Annotated in this window: 16 protein-coding genes; 11 read left to right on the top strand and 5 right to left on the bottom strand. The window is 63.0% G+C overall.

Going from position 1 to position 19,560, the window contains the following annotated elements; genetic code table 11:
• A partial coding sequence (locus VIM95_RS08200) for a phosphomannomutase/phosphoglucomutase (protein WP_331984551.1) occupies positions 1 to 1,355 on the bottom strand: 1,355 nt, incomplete at its 3' end.
• A gap of 4 nt (positions 1,356 to 1,359) precedes the next feature.
• The gene (locus VIM95_RS08195) at positions 1,360 to 2,394 is read right to left on the bottom strand and encodes a YheT family hydrolase (protein ID WP_331984550.1); all 1,035 of its coding nucleotides are present in this window, start codon (positions 2,392 to 2,394) and stop codon (positions 1,360 to 1,362) included.
• A gap of 132 nt (positions 2,395 to 2,526) precedes the next feature.
• Between VIM95_RS08195 and VIM95_RS08190 the strand changes: the two genes are divergently transcribed.
• From VIM95_RS08190 to VIM95_RS08140, 11 genes are all read left to right on the top strand, one after another.
• Positions 2,527 to 3,183 carry an energy transducer TonB gene (locus VIM95_RS08190; protein ID WP_331984549.1) on the top strand — a complete coding sequence of 219 codons (657 nt, stop codon included), beginning with the start codon at positions 2,527 to 2,529 and terminating at the stop codon, positions 3,181 to 3,183.
• 50 nt (positions 3,184 to 3,233) lie between these two features.
• Positions 3,234 to 3,983, top strand: a complete 750-nt coding sequence (locus VIM95_RS08185) for a MotA/TolQ/ExbB proton channel family protein (protein WP_331984548.1) — start codon at positions 3,234 to 3,236, stop codon at positions 3,981 to 3,983.
• 46 nt (positions 3,984 to 4,029) lie between these two features.
• Positions 4,030 to 4,404: a biopolymer transporter ExbD gene (locus VIM95_RS08180; RefSeq protein WP_331984547.1), complete on the top strand. Its 375-nt coding sequence runs from the start codon at positions 4,030 to 4,032 to the stop codon at positions 4,402 to 4,404.
• A 609-nt stretch (positions 4,405 to 5,013) separates the two neighbouring features.
• Entirely contained in the window at positions 5,014 to 5,796 is a 783-nt protein-coding gene (locus VIM95_RS08175; RefSeq protein WP_331984546.1) for an ABC transporter ATP-binding protein, read from the top strand.
• Positions 5,789 to 6,511 carry an ABC transporter ATP-binding protein gene (locus VIM95_RS08170; protein ID WP_331984545.1) on the top strand — a complete coding sequence of 241 codons (723 nt, stop codon included), beginning with the start codon at positions 5,789 to 5,791 and terminating at the stop codon, positions 6,509 to 6,511. The genes VIM95_RS08175 and VIM95_RS08170 overlap by 8 nt, the downstream gene beginning before the upstream one ends.
• 38 nt (positions 6,512 to 6,549) lie before the next feature.
• On the top strand, positions 6,550 to 7,752 hold the full coding sequence (locus tag VIM95_RS08165) for an ABC transporter substrate-binding protein (RefSeq protein WP_331984544.1): 1,203 nt from the start codon (positions 6,550 to 6,552) through the stop codon (positions 7,750 to 7,752).
• A gap of 84 nt (positions 7,753 to 7,836) precedes the next feature.
• Positions 7,837 to 8,742: a branched-chain amino acid ABC transporter permease gene (locus VIM95_RS08160; protein WP_331984543.1), complete on the top strand. Its 906-nt coding sequence runs from the start codon at positions 7,837 to 7,839 to the stop codon at positions 8,740 to 8,742.
• 1 nt (position 8,743) lies between these two features.
• Positions 8,744 to 9,745, top strand: coding sequence for a branched-chain amino acid ABC transporter permease (locus VIM95_RS08155; protein WP_331984542.1), 1,002 nt, complete (start codon positions 8,744 to 8,746; stop codon positions 9,743 to 9,745).
• Between the two features lie 167 nt (positions 9,746 to 9,912).
• The gene (locus tag VIM95_RS08150) at positions 9,913 to 12,069 is read left to right on the top strand and encodes a 3-hydroxybutyrate oligomer hydrolase family protein (RefSeq protein ID WP_331984541.1); all 2,157 of its coding nucleotides are present in this window, start codon (positions 9,913 to 9,915) and stop codon (positions 12,067 to 12,069) included.
• 467 nt (positions 12,070 to 12,536) lie between these two features.
• A complete protein-coding gene (locus VIM95_RS08145; protein ID WP_331984540.1) occupies positions 12,537 to 14,312 on the top strand; it encodes a fibronectin type III domain-containing protein in 1,776 nt (591 codons plus the stop codon).
• A 361-nt stretch (positions 14,313 to 14,673) separates the two neighbouring features.
• Entirely contained in the window at positions 14,674 to 15,807 is a 1,134-nt protein-coding gene (locus VIM95_RS08140; protein ID WP_331984539.1) for an ABC transporter substrate-binding protein, read from the top strand.
• A gap of 1 nt (position 15,808) precedes the next feature.
• On the opposite strand, the gene VIM95_RS08135 is transcribed toward VIM95_RS08140, so the two are convergent.
• The 3 genes from VIM95_RS08135 to VIM95_RS08125 all read right to left on the bottom strand — a co-directional run bounded on the left by VIM95_RS08135 (position 15,809) and on the right by VIM95_RS08125 (position 19,174).
• Complete coding sequence (locus VIM95_RS08135) at positions 15,809 to 17,224, bottom strand: sigma-54 interaction domain-containing protein (protein ID WP_331984538.1); 1,416 nt, start codon at positions 17,222 to 17,224, stop codon at positions 15,809 to 15,811.
• A 158-nt stretch (positions 17,225 to 17,382) separates the two neighbouring features.
• Complete coding sequence (locus tag VIM95_RS08130; protein WP_331984537.1) at positions 17,383 to 18,486, bottom strand: alkene reductase; 1,104 nt, start codon at positions 18,484 to 18,486, stop codon at positions 17,383 to 17,385.
• A gap of 91 nt (positions 18,487 to 18,577) precedes the next feature.
• A complete protein-coding gene (locus VIM95_RS08125; protein ID WP_331984536.1) occupies positions 18,578 to 19,174 on the bottom strand; it encodes a TetR/AcrR family transcriptional regulator in 597 nt (198 codons plus the stop codon).
• Between the last annotated feature and the right edge of the window lie 386 nt (positions 19,175 to 19,560).

Raw genomic sequence — 19,560 nt, 5'->3', positions numbered from 1 at the left:
GCGTCGATCTCACCCGCCAGCAGCTTGCGGAAGGTCGCCTGGATGCGCTTGAGCGCCTTGGCGTCATCCCCTTCGAACCGCAGTACCAGCACCGGCGTGGTATTGGAGGCGCGCAAGAGGCCGAATCCATCCGGGTATTCGACCCGCAGGCCGTCGAGGGTGATGACCTCGGCATCCGGGAACTGGGCGGTGCCGCGCAGTTTTTCGATCAAGGCGTGGGCTGCGCCCTCGGGCATGGGGATCTGGATCTCGGGCGTACTCACACCCTGCGGCAGGTTGTTGAGCAAGAGGCTGGGCTCGTCGATCTGTGACAGGATCTCCAGGAGCCGTGCACCTGCATAGATGCCGTCGTCAAAGCCATACCAGCGCTCGGCAAAGAACAGGTGACCGCTCAATTCGCCGCCGACCAGGGCGCCGGTCTCGCGCATCTTGGCCTTCATATAGCTGTGACCGGTGCGGGCCATGACGGCCTTGCCCTTGTGCTGCTTGACCCAGGGGGCGACCAGGCGGCTGGACTTCACGTCGTAGACCACCTTGCCGCCAGGCTGGCGGCTCAGCGCATCGGCGGCGAAGGCCATCAGGAGCCGGTCAGGATAGATGACATTGCCGTCCTTGGTGACCACGCCCAGGCGGTCGCCATCGCCGTCGAATGCCAGGCCCAGTTCGGCCTCGGTCACTTCCAGCGCGTGCTTGAGGTCCTGCAGGTTCTCGATCTTGGCCGGGTCGGGGTGGTGATTGGGAAAGCTGCCATCCACCTCGCAGAACAGTTCGCGGACCCGGCAACCCAGGCGACGGTAGAGAAGGGGGGCGATGGTGCCGGAAACGCTGTTGCCGGCGTCGACCACCACGCTCATGCGGCGGTGTAGCGTCAGGTCACCGACGATGCGCTGCAGGTAGGCCTCACGCACGTCGGCCTCGTCGTAGCGACCTGCTCCGCTCACCAACTGGCCGGCCTCGATGCGTTGGCGCAGTTGCTGGATGGCATCGCCAGCCAAGGTCTCGCCGGCCAGCATGATCTTGATGCCGTTGTATTCGGGCGGGTTGTGGCTGCCGGTGACCATGACCCCGGAGAGCGTTTCCAGATGGTGGGCGGCGAACCAGACCAAAGGCGTGGTGACCATGCCGATATCGGTTACCGCCACGCCGGTGCTCAAGAGCCCCGCGATCAGTGCCTCTGCGAGGGCTGGGCTGGAGTCTCGGCCATCGCGGCCGACCACCAGGCGGGGCTGGCCGCGTTCCACTGCTTCGCTGCCTATCGCCTGTCCGATCAGATGGGCGGTGTCCGCGTCCAGTGTCTTTCCAACGACACCGCGTATGTCGTAGGCCTTGAAAATCTGCGGATGGATGGGCGACATGGGCTCAGCCAGGAGTCAGGATGGCTGATTCTAGCAGCCGATTTGCCGGCTGGGCGTGACGGTCGAAATAGGCATGCAGACAGCGCGGCAACCAGTCGATGCGGCCAGGGAAGGGACCCTCGACAAAACCCACATGACCGCCGCGCGCGGTCTGCAACAGCGTCACTGCCGGGCTGACATCCGCCTCGCTCGGCAGGGCCTGGGCCGGCAGAAAGGGGTCGTTGCGGGCGTTGAGCACCAGAGTGGGAACGGCGATGCGTTTGAGCCCGGCCTTGCTGCTGGAACGGGTCCAATAGTCGTCGGCATCCTTGAAACCATGCAGTGGGGCTGTCACCCGGTTGTCAAAGTCGCGAAAGGTGCGCGAGCGCTCCAGTTCGGCGGCGGAGACTCCCAGAAAGGCCAGCTCCCGGCCAAAGCTCTGCAGCTGCGCCTGTACCTTGGGACGCAGGGTACGCAGGAATTCACGGGTGTAGATGGCGCGGTTGAGCCCGCGGTCCAACACCTTGCCGGCAGCGACCAGGTCCAGCGGCGCCGAAATGACAGCGGCGGCGTCCAATATCGGGACGGCAGCCATGCCTTGCTCACCCAGCCACTTGGCCAGTGCATTGCCGCCCAGCGAGACGCCGGCTGCGAACAAGGGGCCGGCGTGACGCTCGCGAAAACGTCGTAGCACCCAGTCGATCTCGGCCGAATCGCCGGCGTGGTAGGCGCGCGGCTTGCGGTTCTGATGGCCGCCGCAACCGCGGAAGTGGGCAACCGCGCCTTGCCAGCCTCTTGCCGCGGTAGCGTGCATCAATTCCACCGCGTAGTGACTGTTGGCGCTGCCTTCCAGGCCATGGAAATGCACCAACAATGGGGCATCGCTGGAACTGCCCGTGCTGAGCCAGTCCACAGCAATCTCATCCCCATCCGGCGTGCTCCAGATCTCCCGCCGGTAGGGCGGGGGCGCACGCTTGAGCCATAGCGCCGGGTAGATGGTTTCGCTATGGGCGCCGATCAGCCAGCGGGGCGGTTGGTAGGAGGGCAGCGGGGGGCTCATATTTTGATTGTATCGAGAGATGCGGCACTTGTTTCGGTATTGCTGCGGTGCATTAAATTAGATTGCTAATGAAAATTGTTCTCATTAGAATAATGGGTCGATTATGCCCGATTTCCCGCGCAGTCTTCCTCCATGACCGGCAAACTGATCAATACCCGCGAGCTGCCCGCCTTGTTCATGATCACGGCGATGCACGGTGCTGCGCTGTACGTGCTCGCCCAAGGTGTGATGCGCCCCGAGCCGCCCAAGCTGCCCGAAACCATCACCGCGGTGATGCTGCCGCCCAAAGCCTTGCCGGTCGAGGCCGCACCGGCTGAACCCAAGCCGCAACCGCAGCCCAAGCAACAACCCACGGTCAAACCACGGGCAACGCCTGTGCCGCTGCCACCCATAGCCAATGCGCCGCCGTCGCCCAATGCGATCAGCTCGCCACCGCCTGAGCCGCCACAGCCCCCGCAGCCGCCCCAGGTCGCCAAGGCAGAGGCGTCGCCTGCCCCTGCACCGGTAGAGCCGCCGCGTAGCGATGCGCAACACCTGAATAACCAGATGCCGGCCTACCCTTCGCTGTCGCGCAAGCTGGGCGAGCAGGGCAGGGTGCTGCTGTCGGTCTATATCCTTGCCGACGGTACGGTAGGCGAGATCAAGCTCAAGAAGTCCAGCGGCTTCGACCGCCTGGACGATGCCGCGCTCAATGCAGTCAAGCGCTGGAAATACGTGCCGGCCAAGCAGGCCGGGGTGCCGATCAACTACTGGTTCGTGCAGCCCTTCGACTGGTCGCTCAATAGTTAACCTCGCAGCCCCGGCGGGGCATGCTCTACCGCTTCAGGAGAATGCAAGCAATGGATCAGTATCACTTCAGTCTGAGCGCCGTCTGGTCGCAAGGCGACTTTGTGACCCGTGGCGTGGGCGTAGCCCTGCTGCTGATGTCGATCGCGTCCTGGTACGTCATCGTCACCCGCTTCCTGCGTCAGATGCGCCAGCGCCGCATGGCCCAGGCGGCGACCACCGAGTTCTGGCATGCCCAATCCTTCAGCGAGGGCCTGCATCTGCTCGACGGCAACCGCGAAAACAACCCTTTCCGCGACCTGGCCGAAGAAGCGCGCGATGCGGTGGCCCACCATCGCGACAGCCAAGGCGACCTGCACGGCCAGCTGACTCTGTCCGACTGGGTCACCAGCTGTCTGCGCCGTGCTATCGATGAATCGATGGAGCGCATGCAGTCCGGCCTCTCCATCCTGGCATCGGTGGGCTCCACCGCCCCCTTCGTGGGTCTGCTGGGCACCGTGTGGGGCATCTTCCATGCCCTGATCAGCATCGGCTTCTCGGGTGCGGCCAGCATCGACAAGGTAGCCGGCCCGGTTGGCGAGGCGCTGATCATGACCGCCTTCGGCCTCGTCGTGGCCATCCCCGCCGTGCTCGGCTACAACGCCCTGATCCGTGGCAACAACGCCATCCTGGGCCGGGTAAACCGCTTCGCCCACGATCTGCACGCCTACTTTGTGACCGGTGCGCCGGTGGTCAAGAACGAAGCCGGCAAGCCGGTACTGACCTCGGTCAAGACCAGCCCGAACGCTGCAGGGGGGCGCTGAGATGGCATTCGGAAGTGGACTGGACGGGCAGGGGCCCGCTGGGCAGATGAGCGAGATCAATATGACGCCGCTGGTCGATGTCATGTTGGTACTGCTGATCATCTTTATCCTTACCGTACCGGTGATTACCCATTCGGTGAAGCTGGACCTGCCACGCGCGGCCAACCAGGTGAACGAGGTCAAGCCCGAGACAGTAGACCTGTCGATTACCGTGGATGGCGGCTTGTACTGGAACGAACAGAAGCTGGAGCAGGCGCAGTTCGAGCAGCAACTGGTTGAGATGGCGGCCAAGCAGCCCCAGCCTGAACTGCATATCCGTGCCGACCGCAAGGTCGAGTACGAACATGTTGCCCAGGCCATGGCGGCCGCCCAGCGCGCCGGTGTGCAGAAACTGGGCTTCGTCACCGAGCCGGGCAAATAAGCATGCTGATCGCGCTCTGTCTCATTGGGGGCGTGACCATTGGTGTCGTCTGGTTGGCATATACGGCACCGCCCTGTTTGCTGTGTCGGCAGCGTGGCCGTTGCAAGCGTGCTCAAGTCTGTCAGGTAAGCGAAAGCCGGGTGACCGGGCCGCGCTGATTGCGACATATCTATTAGAAAGAAGGGCCGTCCGGCATGCCGGACGGCCCTTCTGTTTTATCGGACGCGCTGTCCACCCCATTTCCAACACTTTCCAGCACGCTCGTCCAGTTAGCTGGACATTAGAGCCTTCATTCTAATTGCCATTGGTGGGTGAATAAAAATAACTTGTTAATTTTCAATGGTTTGTAATATTTGGCATGCTGCTTGCAATGGCATAGCGCCACTTGACCTGGCTGCCTTCAGGCACCGGGTGCGCCCCTAGGCAGGACAGTATGAGCAGTACCGGCAAGCACCCACTCGCACCGCGCAGGTGCCGTGCCGCCAGCTTCTGCTTCTATACTGCTCGATGGGCGGTCTTTTCTTCGACGAGGCCGCAGCGTCCGCTGGGTAGGCGGACGGGTAGTGCAGCACACGGATAGCCCGATATATACGGGATCACGGAGACAGTATGAGCAATGACACGATCCTGGAGACCCAGGGCCTCGGGAAGGATTTCCGTGGCTTTTCGGCGGTTTCCGACGTCAACCTGAAGGTGGCGCGCGGCTCCATCCATGCCTTGATCGGCCCCAACGGTGCCGGCAAGACCACGGTATTCAACCTGCTGACCAAATTCCTGCCGCCCACCCATGGCCGGGTGATCTATGACGGCGAGGACATCACCTCGCTCAAGCCGGCCGATGTGGCGCTGAAGGGGCTGATCCGCTCCTTCCAGATATCGGCGGTCTTTCCCAATATGAGCGCGCTCGACAATGTCCGCGTCGCGCTGATGCGCACCGTTGGTGGTGCGCACCGCTTCTGGACCTCGGACAAGGCACTTGATGCCTACACCGACCGGGCCATGGCCCTCTTGGGCGACGTGGGCCTGACCGACTTCGCCGAAGTGCTGGCGGGCGAGTTGGCCTACGGCCGCAAGCGCGCGTTGGAAATCGCCACCACCCTGGCGCTGGAACCCAAGCTGATGTTGCTGGATGAGCCCACCCAGGGCATGGGTATCGAGGACGTGGAGCGCGTCACCAGCCTGATCAAGCGCGTGGCCGTCGGCCGTACCATCCTGATGGTGGAACACAACCTCAAGGTTGTCTCTACTTTGGCCGACAAGATCACCGTGCTGGCACGGGGCCAGGTACTGAGCGAGGGTGACTACGCCACCGTCTCGAACGACCCGCGTGTGATGGAAGCCTATATGGGCGTCTCTGCCGACGAACAAGCGATGGAGGGCGCACATGCCTGACGTACTCGACCACGCCGGCGAAATGCTGCGCGTTACCGGCCTGCATGCCTTCTATGGCGAATCGCACATCCTGCACGGCATCGACTTCGGCGTGCGGCGCGGTGAACTGGTGACCCTGCTGGGGCGCAATGGTGCCGGCCGTACCACCACCCTCAAGGCCATCTTGGGCCTGACCGGCAAGCGCGCCGGTTCGGTAATGGTCAACGGCAACGAAGCCATCAACCTGCCCACCCACAAGATCGCCCACCTGGGTGTGGGTTGGTGCCCGGAAGAGCGGGCCATCTTCTCCAGCCTCAATGTCGAGGAAAACCTCAACCTGCCGCCCAAGGTGCGCAGCGACGGCATGTCGCTGGAAGAGATCTACGAGTTGTTCCCCAATCTCTGGGAGCGTCGCAAGAGCCAGGGCACCCGGCTCTCCGGTGGCGAGCAGCAGATGCTGGCCATGGCGCGCATCCTGCGCACCGGCGCGCGGCTCCTGCTGCTCGATGAGATCACCGAGGGCCTCGCCCCGGTGATCGTCAAGAAGATCGGCGACAGCGTACGGCTCCTGAAGGAGCGCGGCTACACCATCGTGCTGGTCGAGCAGAACTTCCGCTTTGCAGCCGGTATTGCCGACCGCCACTACGTGATCGAGCACGGTCAGGTGGTCGATGCCATCACCGCGGACGAGCTGGCAGCCAGCACCGAACGGCTCAACAAATATCTTGGTGTTTAACCCTGCAGTACCTACCAAAAAACAAACGGAGACATACCATGCAAGCACGCTTCAAACATCTTGCCCTCGTCGTCGCCGGTGCCCTGTCTGGCGCTGCGATGGCCGGCCCCATCTCGGGCGACGTGGTCAAGATCGGCATCCTGACCGATATGTCCGGCGTCTATGCCAGCCTGGGCGGTAAGGGCTCGGTGGCGGCAGCGCAGATGGCAGTGGCCGACTTTGGCGGCAAGGTACTGGGCAAGCCTATCGAGATCGTCAGCGCCGACCACCAGAACAAGGCCGACATCGGTGCCGCCAAGGCCCGCGAATGGTTCGACACCCAGGGTGTGGACATGGTGAACGACCTCCTGAACTCGGGCGTGGCCATCGCCGTGCAGAAGGTCGGCGCTGAGAAGAAGAAGATCGTCATCGTCAATGGCGCCGGTTCCACCGCCCTGACCAACAAGGAATGCTCGCCCTACGGCGTGCATTACGCCTACGACACCTACTCGCTGGCCAAGGGTACCGCGACCGCGCTGATGAAGCAGGGGCTGGACAGCTGGTACTTCCTGACCGCCGACTATGCCTTCGGCCAGTCGCTGGAAGCCGAGACCACCAAGGTGGTGGGCGTGCTGGGTGGCAAGGTCCTGGGCGGTGTGAAGCATCCGCTGTCGAGTACCGACTTCTCCTCCTACCTCTTGCAGGCCCAGAACTCCGGCGCCAAGGTGATTGGTCTGGCCAACGCCGGCGGTGACTTCGTCAACGCGGTCAAGCAGGCCAAGGAATTCGGCATCAAGCAAACCCTGGTGGGCCTTCTGGTATTTGATACCGACGTGAAGGCGCTGGGCCTCAATGCCGCCCAAGGCATGAAGTTCACCACCGCCTACACCTGGGATCTGAATGCCGAGACCCGCGCCTTCGGCAACAAGTACCTGGCCAAGACCGGTTCCATGCCGACCATGGTGCAGGCGGCGGTCTATTCCTCGACCATGCACTACCTCAACGCCGTCAAGGCCGCCGGTACCGATGACCCGGATGCCGTGATGAAGAAGATGCGCGATACCCCGATCAACGACTTCTTTGCCAAGAACGGCAAGATCCGTGAAGACGGCCGCATGGTGCACGACATGTACCTGGTGGAAGTGAAGAAGCCGAACGAATCGCGCTCGGTGTGGGACATGCTGAAGTTGGTCTCGACTATCCCTGGCGAGCAGGCCTTCAAGCCGCTGGCCGGCAGCGAGTGCCCGCTGGTCAAGAAGTAAGACTGGCAACCTGACCCCTAGCGCTCCTGCCTGGTCGTAGAGTCGACCAGGTAGGAGCCCGGTGATGTTATCAAGAGGTTTTCCATGGATATCCCCCTCCAGGCCATCCTGTCGCAGGCCATGCTCGGGCTCAACAACGGCGCCTTCTATGCGCTTTTGAGCCTCGGCCTTGCGGTGATATTCGGCATGCTCAACGTGGTGAATTTCGCCCACGGTGCTTTCTATATGCTGGGTGCCTTCGTCGCCCTGCTCGGTTACGACTACCTGGGCCAATGGCTGGGTAACGCCGACATGCGCCTGTCCTTCTGGGCGGCGCTGCTGGTTGCTCCCATCGTGGTTGGCCTTTTGGGCGTGATCGTCGAGAAGACCATGCTGCAGCGGCTCTACAAGGTCGACCACCTGTATGGTCTGCTCCTGACCTTCGGTCTGGCACTGATCTTTGAGGGCGTGTTCACCAACTACTTCAATGTGGCGGGCGAGCCCTACAACGCCAAGCCGGAAGTGCTGGAAGGCGCCGTCAACCTTGGCTTCATGTTCTTCCCCAAGTACCGGTTGTTTTCCATTGTGCTGTCGCTGACCGTCTGCTTCGGTGTCTGGTACCTGATCGAGCGCACCCGCCTCGGTAGCTATCTGCGTGCCGGTACCGAGAACCCGGACGTGACCCGCGCCTTCGGTATCGACGTACCCAAGCTGCGTACCTTCACCTACTTCCTGGGCGTGGCCCTGGCTGGCCTCGCCGGCGTGGTAGCGGCCCCGATCTACTCGGTCAGCCCCAAGATGGGCTCGGACCTCATCATCATCGTGTTCGCGGTGGTGGTGATCGGCGGCATGGGCTCCATCATGGGCGCCATCCTCACTGGCCTGGCGCTAGGCCTCCTGGAGGGCCTGGTCAAGGTGTTCTACCCGCCCCTGGCCAATACCGTGATCTTCATCGTCATGGCCCTGGTGCTCTTGTGGCGCCCGGCCGGCCTGTTCGGCAAGGAGGCGTAACATGCAAAGCAACGACCTCAATCCGACCAGCCTCAAGATGGCACGCGGTGCCGAGCAAAAGACCCGCTACTGGCCCTGGCTGGCCAGCCTGGCAGTGCTGGCGGTAGTGCCCTTCGGCGTGTACCCCACCTTCGCCATGGAGCTGATGTGCTTCGCCTTGTTCGCCTGCGCCTTCAACCTGCTGCTGGGCTTTGGCGGCCTCTTGAGCTTCGGCCACGCGTGTTTCTTCGGCACGGCGGCCTATCTGACCGGCCATGCCATCAAGGTCTGGGGGCTTACGCCTGAGCTGGGCATCCTGTTCGGTACCGCCTGCGCGGCCGTGCTGGGTGTCCTGATCGGTGTCATCGCCATCCGCCGGCAGGGTATCTACTTCGCCATGGTCACGCTGGCCCTGGCGCAGCTGGTGTTCTTCGCTTGTCTGCAGGCACCGTTCACCGGCGGTGAAGATGGCCTGCAAGGCATTCCAAAGGGTCGCTTCCTGGGCCTGATCGATCTTTCGCACACCGTACAGTTCGGTGAGCGGGAGCTGCCGCTGGCGTTGTATTTCTTCGTGCTGGCCATCACTTTCGGCGGCTATTGGCTGATCTGGCGTACGGTCAACTCGCCCTTCGGCAAGGTACTCAAGGCCATCCGCGAGAACGAAGCCCGCGCCCTGTCGCTAGGCTACCGGGTAGATCGCTACAAACTGGCCGCCTTTGTGATGTCCGCCACCCTGGCAGGCCTCGCCGGCGCCACCAAGACCCTGGTGGTTGGCCTCGCCTCGCTCAGCGATGTGCATTGGCATATGTCCGGCGAAGTGGTGCTGATGACGCTGCTCGGCGGCATGGGCACCTTGCTCGGTCCGGTGGTCGGCGCCGTCACCGTAGGCGTGCTGCACCATGAACTGGCCTCGCTCGGTTCCTGGGTCACGGTCACCATCGGTGGCGTATTCGTGGTCTGCGTCATGCTGTTCCGCCGCGGCATCGTGGGCGAGATCGCCCACCGGCTGCGACGCACCATCTAAACACTCAAATCCGGACAAGACGGTCCATGCCCTCTCCCCTGCGGAGAGGGCAGGGGCGGTGCTACGTCCGTGTCCGGCAAAAGTGAGGTTTAACCCTGCTTCAAAGCAGTAGTAGTCCAAGTATCTGTAGCTCGGCATTTGTTTATTAAAACCATCAGGAGACAACCATGCCCGTGCAACACCTCAAGCCACTCGCCACCCTGATTACGCTGGGATTGCCCCTGGCCCTGACCGCCTGCGGCGGCAGCGATGATCCGGTACCGATTCCACCCCCCATGAATGCCAAGCCCGCCTGGCTGGGCAGCATCAGCAGCGCCAGCTACGACGGCAATAGCAACGACCTTCTGACCGCCGGCCTGGGCAAGACCGGCCTCAGTGGCGCTGCGCCGACCTATGTCGACCCGACCAAGCCAACTGCCGCCGAGCTGCGCAAGGTAGCGATCTATACCAACTACCGCGCCCTGATCGATGCAACCGTCACCGGTGGTTTCACCCGACTCTATGGTCCCAATATCGATACCAGCGGCAACGATACGCTGGGCGAGGGCAAGGTCGCTGGCGATGAATACATTGCCTACGGCGACGATACCGGCGGCGCACAGAACGTCACCCTGATGGTGCAGGTCCCCGCCAGCTTCAACAAGGCCAAGCCCTGCGTGGTATCGGCCGTATCCAGCGGCTCGCGTGGTGTGTACGGTGCCATCGGGACCGCCGGCGACTGGGGCCTCAAGCATGGTTGTGCCGTGGCCTACGCCGACAAAGGGTCTGGCATGGGTTATCACGACCTTGGCGCCGATACGGTCAATCTGATCGACGGCACCCGCACCGCGCGCAAGACCGCCGCTACCGCGTCCCACTTCAGTGCGGCGCTGAGCGATACCGACCTGGCCGCCTACAACGCTGCCTATCCGAACCGGCTGGCGATCAAGCATGCCCACTCGCAACAGAACCCCGAGAAGGACTGGGGCCGCGACAATCTGCGCGCCATCCAGTTTGCCTTCTATGTCTTGAACGAGAAGTTCGGTACTGCAGCTCCCAACAACGCCGGCCACTATGCCGACTACGCCTTGCCAGGCAAGGTCACCGTGATCGCCTCCAGTGTCTCCAACGGCGGTGGTGCTGCCGTTCTCGCCGCCGAGCAGGATACGCAGGGCTATATCAGTGGCGTGGCCGTTGGCGAGCCGCAGATCCAGCCGGCCAGTGTGGCTGGTCTGACCGTACAGCAGGGTGGGGTGGCCATGCCGGCGATCGGCAAGCCGCTGATCGATTACTTCACCGCTGCCAACCTCTACCAGCCTTGTGCCGCTCAATCGAGCAAGCTGGCCGGCGCCAACTCGGCTTTCGGCGCCGCCACCAACGCCACCTTCGGCGCCAACCGCTGTGCAGCCCTGGCCGCCAAGGGCATCGTCAGTGGCGCAACGCTGGAGGCACAGGCCACCGATGCCTATAACAAGCTGCGCGCCAGTGGCTGGCTGGAAGAGTCGGACGCACTGCACGCCGCCCACTTCGGCCTGGCCACTCTCAGCGTGACCCTGGCCTACGTCAACGCCTACGGCAAATTCTCAGTCAAGGACAATGTCTGCGGCTATAGCTATGCCTATTCGGATGCGACCGGTAGCGTGGCCGCACCGGCCGCCGGCCTCGCCAATGCCTTTGGCAATGGCAACGGCGTACCGGGGTACTCGGTGGGTGGTCTTGGCATCATCAACAACCTCTCGGTGGGTGGTGCCAAGGCCGATTCGGTCTCGGTCTCGGTCTCGACCGGGGTGCAGGACTACAACGTCGATGGTGCGATCTGTCTGCGTGCGCTGGCAACCGGCAAGGACCCGGTGACCGGCGCTGCGCTGACAGGCGACATGAAGGCCCAGGCTGACCGTGTTGCCGCTGGCGTGGCCCAGGTACAGGCGACAGCCAATCTACGCGGCAAGCCGGTCATCATCGTGGCGGGTCGCTCCGACGCACTGATCCCGGTCAACAACGCCGCCCGTGCCTACTACGCGGCCAATCAGAAGGTCGAGGCCGCCGGCTCCAAGCTGCGCTACATCGAGGTTACCAATGGCCAGCACTTCGACAGCTTCTTGGGCCTCTCGGGCTTCCCGACCCGCTATATCCCGCTGCACGTCTACTTCAACCGCGCCATGGACGCCATGTGGGCGCACCTGACCGCTGGCGCAGCCCTGCCTGCCAGCCAGGTGGTGCGCACCACGCCGCGTACCGATGCTACCGCCAGCATCACCTTGGCCAATCTGCCGGCCATTGCGGCCACCCCGGCTGCGGCGGATGCGATCGCCTACGCCAATGGCGTGTTGAGCGTGCCCAACTGACCCGGCTGGCAGGCCTTGCGCCTGCCCGTCCGGTATCCCGGGTGCAATGGTGGATGGCGAGGCCGTTCTTGGCCGAGTCGAGCCCTGTCGTCCACCGGCGCACATCCGGTACCGATTGCCGCACCACGTATTGCGGAGAGTGGTGTGGCTGGCCTAAGCGTGCTCCGCTCCGTCCTTGACAGACGGTTCGCGCCGGGGCGGCTTGCCCGTCCCGGCGACCTTTTAGGGTCAGGCCTGACTACAGCAATGAAACGTTTCACCGTTGTCCGTTCGGCAACCGGGAAGTTGTTCCGGCCTGCGGTTGAGACGAGATGTATGGCTTCTGGCGGCGTGCTGACGCATGACCGCCATCTTTTTGGCCGCGCGCAAGGTGCGGTGGATGTTTCCAAAGCGAGAGCCCGACGGGTGCAAAGCCGGTAACGGGACCAGGTCGTGAGGGGGACTCACCACCATAAGGAGACAACACAATGCAACACAGCAAACTCAAGCTCGCCCGTTCTGGCCTGGCCCTGGCCTGCCTTCTGGCCGGTAGCGGAGCCCAGGCAGCGGTCAATCTCGGTAGCTACAACGTCGATATCCGCGATACTTCGGTATCGGGCCTCTCGGCCGGTGCCTTTATGGCCGTCCAGCTGGAGGTGGCCTACTCCAGTGTAATCAAGGGCGCAGGCGTCATCGCTGGCGGTCCCTACGACTGCGCCGGGCAGAACAACTACACCGCCTGTATGTACGCGGGCTCGCCCAATGTCTCGCCGCTGATCAGCACCACCAACAGCCGCAGCGGCGTGAGCATCGACGCGGTGTCCAACCTTGCCAATCACAAGGTCTACCTGTTCTCCGGTACGTCGGACACCACCGTCGGCCCCAGCGTGATGAACAAGCTGCGCGACTACTACACCACGGCCCCGGCGCTGGTGCCCGCGGCCAACGTGCAGTACAAGAACGACCTCAATACCGCCCACACCTTCCCGACCGATACCGCCAGTACCGGCAACAACAGCTGTACCAGCGCCAGCTCGCCCTATATCAGCAACTGCAACTACGACGCTGCTGGTGCCTTGCTGCAGTGGATCTACGGTAGCCTGAACGCGCGTAACGACGGTACCCTGAGCGGGCAGTTCATCGAATTCAACCAGAGCGAGTTCATTGCCAGCCCCAATAGCAAGGGCATGGCCGCTACCGGTTGGCTCTATGTACCCGCTTCCTGCGCCAGCGGTACCCAGTGCAAGCTGCATATTGCCTTCCACGGCTGCCAGCAGTACTACGGCACCATTGGTGACAAGTTCGTCAAGAACACCGGCTACAACAAGTGGGCGGACACCAACAACATCATCGTGATGTACCCGCAGACCGTGGTGGATAACACCAGCCACAGCACCGCCGCCAGCGGCAGCTTGGCCAACCCGAACGGCTGCTGGGATTGGGTGGGTTGGTACGGCAGCAACTTCGACACCCGCAACGGCGTACAGATCACCGCCTTCAAGGCCATGATGGACCGCGTCGCCAGCGGCTTTGTCAGCCTGGGCGCACCCACCGGTCTTGCTGTCACCGGCACCAGCGGCAGCTCGGTCAGCCTGTCCTGGAGTGCGGTCAGCGGTGCCAGCGGCTACAACGTCTATCGCAACGGCAGCAAGGTCAACACCAGCCTGGTGAGCTCGACCGCCTATACCGACAGCGGCCTCGCTAGCGGTACCAGTTATAGCTACACGGTGAAAGCGGTCGCCAATGGCGGGGCGGAGGGAGCGGCATCCGGCGCCGTGGTCGGCACTACGACCGGTACCCCACCTGTGGTGCCGGTACCCGGCAGCCTCACAGTGGGTGCGGTGGCTGATACCTCCGTCGGTTTGAGCTGGACTGCCGCGAGCGGTGTGGCGGGCTACAACGTCTATCGTGCAACCGTGGTTGGCGGGCCTTACAGCAGGGACAACACCGCGCTGGTCTCCACCACCAGCTATAGCGATACCGGCCTGACTGCCGCCACTACCTACTATTGGGTGGTACGGGCACAGGACGCGGCAGGTACCGAGAGCGCGGATTCCAATCGGGTGACCGCCACCACCGGCAGCACGCCGGTCTGCTACACCGCCAGCAACTACGCGCACACCACCGCCGGCCGGGCCTACCAGAGTGGTGGCAATACCTTCGCCAACGGTTCCAACCAGGCCATGGGGCTGTGGAATACCTTTGTCACCACCACGCTCAAGCAGACCGGGCCCAACTACTACGTGATAGGCACCTGCTCCTGAAGAGGCTCATAGGGAGTGGATATCTGCTGCAGCGCTTCGCCCGGCGGAGCCGGGCGTTAAACGGCAGTGGTGTTTCGACGGTTCTTCGCTTTATTGAATCCACTCCCCCCGAGCTCTGCACGCACAGGTTCTAGGCGCTGAAGCGCCAAGAACTCTGGCAGCCTCGCCGCCGCGACTGCGTGGTTGTTGCCCCTTCAGGGGCTTACAACCACGGCGTCCTCCTTGCGAGGGTGGGGCCTCGCTGACGCTCGTTAGTGGTGGGCCCAGCATTCTGCGGCGGTTCCTACACGCTGACGTATCACCCCCGGGGTTCGCCCCGGGGTTCCCCAACCATCCGGGCGTAGACCCGGCAGGAGTGTTCATGAAGTTCAAGTTCTCTTCCACCTGGCGTGGTGTTTTGTTTGCGGCCTCCTTGCTGGGCTCGGCTTCGGCGGCGGAGTTGTTGATCGGGCAGGTGGCGCCATTGACGGGTTCGATCGCCAGTACCGGCCAGCGCATGGTGCAGGGAGCCCAGCTCTGGTTTGATCATGTCAACGAGCTCGGAGGTATCCATGGTGCGCGTATCCGGCAGGTGATCCGTGACGATGGCTACCAGGTCGACAAGACGGTGGAGGAGACCCAGAAGCTGGTGGCCGACGATCAGGTCCTCGCCCTGATCGGCTTTGCGGGCACCGCCAATATCGCCGAGCTGCTCAAGCGCCGCGTGCTGGAGGAGGGCGGTATTACCTTGATCGCCCCCTACACCGGTGGTGCGCCGCTACGCACGCCCTACAACCCCTCCATCTTCCATATCCGCGCTGGCTATGCCGACGAGGCCGAGCACCTGGTCAAGCAACTCACCACCCTGGGCTACGACCGTATCGGCGTGCTCTATCAGGATGATGCCTTCGGCAAGTCGGGTCTCGATGGCGTGCTGATGGCTTTGGCCAAGCGCAAGTTGCAACCCCTGTTGGCTGCAGGCTACCCACGCAATACCGCCGAGGTGCAGCCGGCGGTCGATGCCATGCTCAGGGCGCAGCCCAGTGCCATCATCATGGTCGCGGTCAACAAGCCGGCCGCTGCCTTTGCCAAGGCCTACCGGGCGGCGGGTGGCGGGGCACAGTTGATGAATATCTCGGTGGTGGACCCGGCGGAGTTGGTCAAGCTGGCGGGTATCGAGGCGGTACGCGGCCTGGGCATCTCGCAGGTCATGCCCTATCCCTACAACCCCACCTTGCCGGTGGTGAAGGAATACCTGGCCCTGCTCAAGCAACACGGCAATGGCGCCGAGCCCAGCTACACCACCTTTGAGGAGTTCGTCGGCGCCAAGGTGCTGACCGAGGCGCTACGCCGGGCTGGCCCCAACCCCAGTCGCAGCAAGGTAAGCACCGCACTGGCCTCGCTACGCAATTACGACGTGGGGGGCTTTCAGGTGGACTTCGGTGAGCGCAACCGGCAGGGCTCGCGTTTTGTCGAGGTAACGGTGATCGGTGCCGACGGCCGTTTGCTACGTTGAGTCAGCTGATCTTTTCGAGGCCGTAGGTGGTCAGTTTCTCGTAGAGGGTAGCGCGACCTATGCCCAGGATGCGGGCCGCCTCGGTCTTGTTACCGCCAGCCGCCATCACCGCCGCACGGATGGCCTCGATCTCGGCGCGCTGTACCGCCTCGGCCAAGGTGATGGGCACCACATGGACGGGCGGTGCGCCAGGTAGAAAGTCACCCGGGTCGAGCTGGTGGCCTTCATCCGACAGCATGGCTGCCTGCTCCAAGGCATTGCGCAATTGCCGCACATTGCCCGGCCAGGGTTGGGTGCCAAGCCAAGTCAGTGCTTCGGGGCTCAGTGTCTTGCGGATGGCACCGGTACGCAGCGCGATGTCATCAAGCAGCTTGCCGGCCAGCACCGGGATATCCTCGGTGCGCTCGCGCAAGGGCGGCAGGCGAATAGGCAGCACATTGAGCCGGTAGTAAAGATCGGCGCGGAACTGGCCGGCCTCCACCATGGCGGCGAGGTCGCGACTGGTGGCGGCAATCACCCGCACGTCCACCTTGAGCAGCTGGTTGGCGCCCAGCGGCTCGATCTCCATCTCCTGCAACACGCGTAGCAGCTTGGCCTGGGTAGTCAGTGGCAGGTCGCCGATCTCGTCGAGAAAGATGGTGCCACCGTCGGCCACCTTGAACTTTCCGTCACGACCACGACGGTCCGCGCCGGTATAGGCTCCCGGTGCGGCACCGAACAGCTCCGCCTCGAGCAGGGTATCGGGTATGGCCGCCACATTGAGCGCCACAAAGGGCTGGTTGGCCCGCACGCTGGCGGCATGGATGCTCTGCGCCAGCAACTCTTTGCCGGTACCGGTCTCTCCCAGCAGCAGCACGGTGGCGTCGAGCCCGGCGGCGCGCTTGCCCAGTTCCTTCATCCGCTTGCAGGCAGCACCTTCACCCACCATGTCGGCAAAGGTGTAGCGGGCCGAGCGCTCACGGGTGAAGTCACGACGTATCTGCAGCAGGCCTTGCTGCAGACGGCTGAACTTGTCGACCAGGGGTTTGAGTGGCTGCCAGGCGTCGTACAGCATGATGCCGCCGGCGCCAATCACATTGCCCTCGTCATCCTTGATCGGAAAGCGCGACACCACAAAGGTGCGGTCGCGGTGGGTCATGAAGTCGAGCAGGATGGGCTCGCCGGTGCGCAATACTTCGGTCAGCCGGGTATTGGGCAGCAGCAGGTCCACCCGCTCGCCCAGTATGAGGTTAGGGTCGCTGATCCCCAGAATCTCGGCGTAGTGCGGGTTCATCCACACCACGCGGGCATCGGTATTGACCACCACGGCGCCGGCAAACTGCCGTTCGAACACATCAAAGAAGGCCCGCTGCAGCACATTCTGCAAAGCAGGGTGGGGCAGGGCGTCGGCACTGGGCAGATCGAGGGCCAGCTTCATGATCGCTTACATCGGGGGAGTTCTGATAAGGCCGATGGTACGCCATCCAGCGGGCCGGACACCAATATAGTGTCTGGCCAGCCGGACGGTGTGGTACGACGGTACAAGAAAAAGCGCCGCTAGGCGGCGCTTTCTCTGATCATTGCGATCTACCGTATTTAGCCGGCAAGGGTCGGGTAGTCCGTATAGCCCTTCTCTGCACCACCGTAGAGGGTAGTGGCGTCGAGCGGGTTCAGCGCAGCGCCTTGAGCAAAGCGGGCTACCAGGTCCGGGTTGGCGATATAGGGTCGGCCAAACGCCACTGCATCGGCAATGCCGGCGGCCAGCAGAACTTCGGCCTTCTCGGCGGTGTAGTGACCACAGAAGACCAAGGCTCCCTTGAAGCGCGCGCGCAGACTGCGGCGGAAGTCATCGGTCAGCGCTACGCCGCCGGCCCAGTCCGGCTCGGCGATATGCAGATAGGCCAAGCCACGGGTCTGGAACTGCTCGGCCAGGTAGTTGGCGGTCGCTTCGTTGTCGATGGGCGACATATCGCTGAACACGCCATTGGGCGAGAGACGTACACCGACCTTGTCGGCACCGATCGCGGCGGCAATGGCATCGATCACTTCCAAGAGCAGACGGGCGCGGTTTTCCAGGCTGCCGCCGTATTGGTCGGTACGTTGGTTGGCCTTGGTATCCAGGAACTGGTTCAGCAGATAGCCGTTGGCCGCATGGATCTCGACCAAGTCAAAGCCGGCACGCATGGCGCGGCGGGCGGCAGCGACATAGTCGGCGACGATGCCGGGCAGTTCACTGGTTTCCAGCGCGCGCGGCAGATCGGTGGGTTCGTTGCTGGGCGTACCATCCGGCAGTACTACAAAGCTCTTGCCACCTTCGGCACGGACTGCCGAGGGAGCGACGGGGGCTGCGCCATCGGCCTGCAGCAGGTGGTGGGAGATACGGCCTACGTGCCAGAGCTGCAGCGAGATCTTGCCGCCAGCGGCGTGCACGCGTTCCACCACCTGGCGCCAACCGGCCTCCTGCTCATCGGTATAGATACCGGGAGTCCAGGCATAACCCTGGCCCTGGCGGGAGATCTGCGAAGCTTCGGTGACGATCAGGCCTGCGGTAGCGCGCTGGCTGTAGTAGAGGGCGTTGAGTTCTGCTGGCAGGTCACCGGGTTGGGCTGCGCGTGAGCGGGTCAGGGGAGCCATCCAGATGCGGTTGGCAGTAGTGGTCTTGCCAACGGTGAGCGGGGTGAGCAGTTTGTCGATCGCCATATTGCTGTCCTTTTCAATTAGACCGGTCGTCTAGTTCGGGGCGGATAAAAAACCGGCAGAGCCGGCGGCATGGTTTGCTACGGGGATAGGGTCAGGCGCTGCTCGTACCGAGCAGGGTCTGGGTAGTTAGTCGGGCCGCGGCATAGGCTGCCTCGGTGTGCTGCACCTTGGTCACAAGGGCAGCACCCAGCCAGAGCTGGTAGAGGGCAAGCGCCAAGGCATCGGCGTCTTGGCCGGCTGGGATGGAACCATCCTGCCGACCTTCACGTATACAGTGGGCCATATAGCGGGTAATGCCCTCCATGCCTTGCTGCAGCTCCTGGCGCATGGCAGCAGAGAGGTCGCTGACTTCGCCGGTGAGCTTCACCACCAGGCAGCGTTGCGCATCGCAGGGCTGACCCTCGATGTGCCAGTTGTCGAAGTAGCGGTCCAGCTTTTCCCGTGCGGTCAGGCTTGAATCCTTGAGCAGTTGCTCCAGTCGTACGCGGTACTCGGCAAAGTAGCGCTGCAACAGCGCCACGCCGTAGCCCTCTTTGGAGCTGAAGTAGTGATAGAAGGACCCCTTGGGTACCTGGGCGCTGCTGAGTATCTCGGTCAGCCCCACCGCGCTGAAGCCTTTGCCCAGCATGATGCTCTCGCCGGTGGCGAGCAGGTGTTCACGGGTGTCGTCAAAAGCACGGGCTGTCATGTTGTGTACTGTAAATTGAATTAGACCGGTCGTCTAGTAAATGTGATGGACGGTAGTTTGAGTGGGAGTAGATCACCAGCAGGGTGAAACGCCTGGCACTAAACTTATATAGCGAATTTTCACCCCCACAGTATTTTGCCCTGCTTTCCAGCCCGGTTTTCACCGCAGTGGGGCTTTTTCCAGCGTGCGCTGCCGGTTTTTTGGGTGTTTCCGGTGCCGCGTGTTTGCAGGCGGTGGCGGGTCTGGCGGGGGAGGGCTAAAAAAGTTTGGCGCGGGGTGTATTACAGATCAGGCACTTACCGCTCGTCGGGCAGAAAGTTGCAGAAATTATTGCGGAGGGTGTTGACGGGTTTCTGGGGGGTGCGTATAGTTCGCTTCTCTGCTGA

This window comes from Chitinimonas sp., assembly GCF_036568685.1.
Taxonomy (GTDB): Bacteria; Pseudomonadota; Gammaproteobacteria; order Burkholderiales; family Chitinimonadaceae; genus Chitinimonas.
This window is presented reverse-complemented; position numbering and strand designations above follow the sequence as displayed.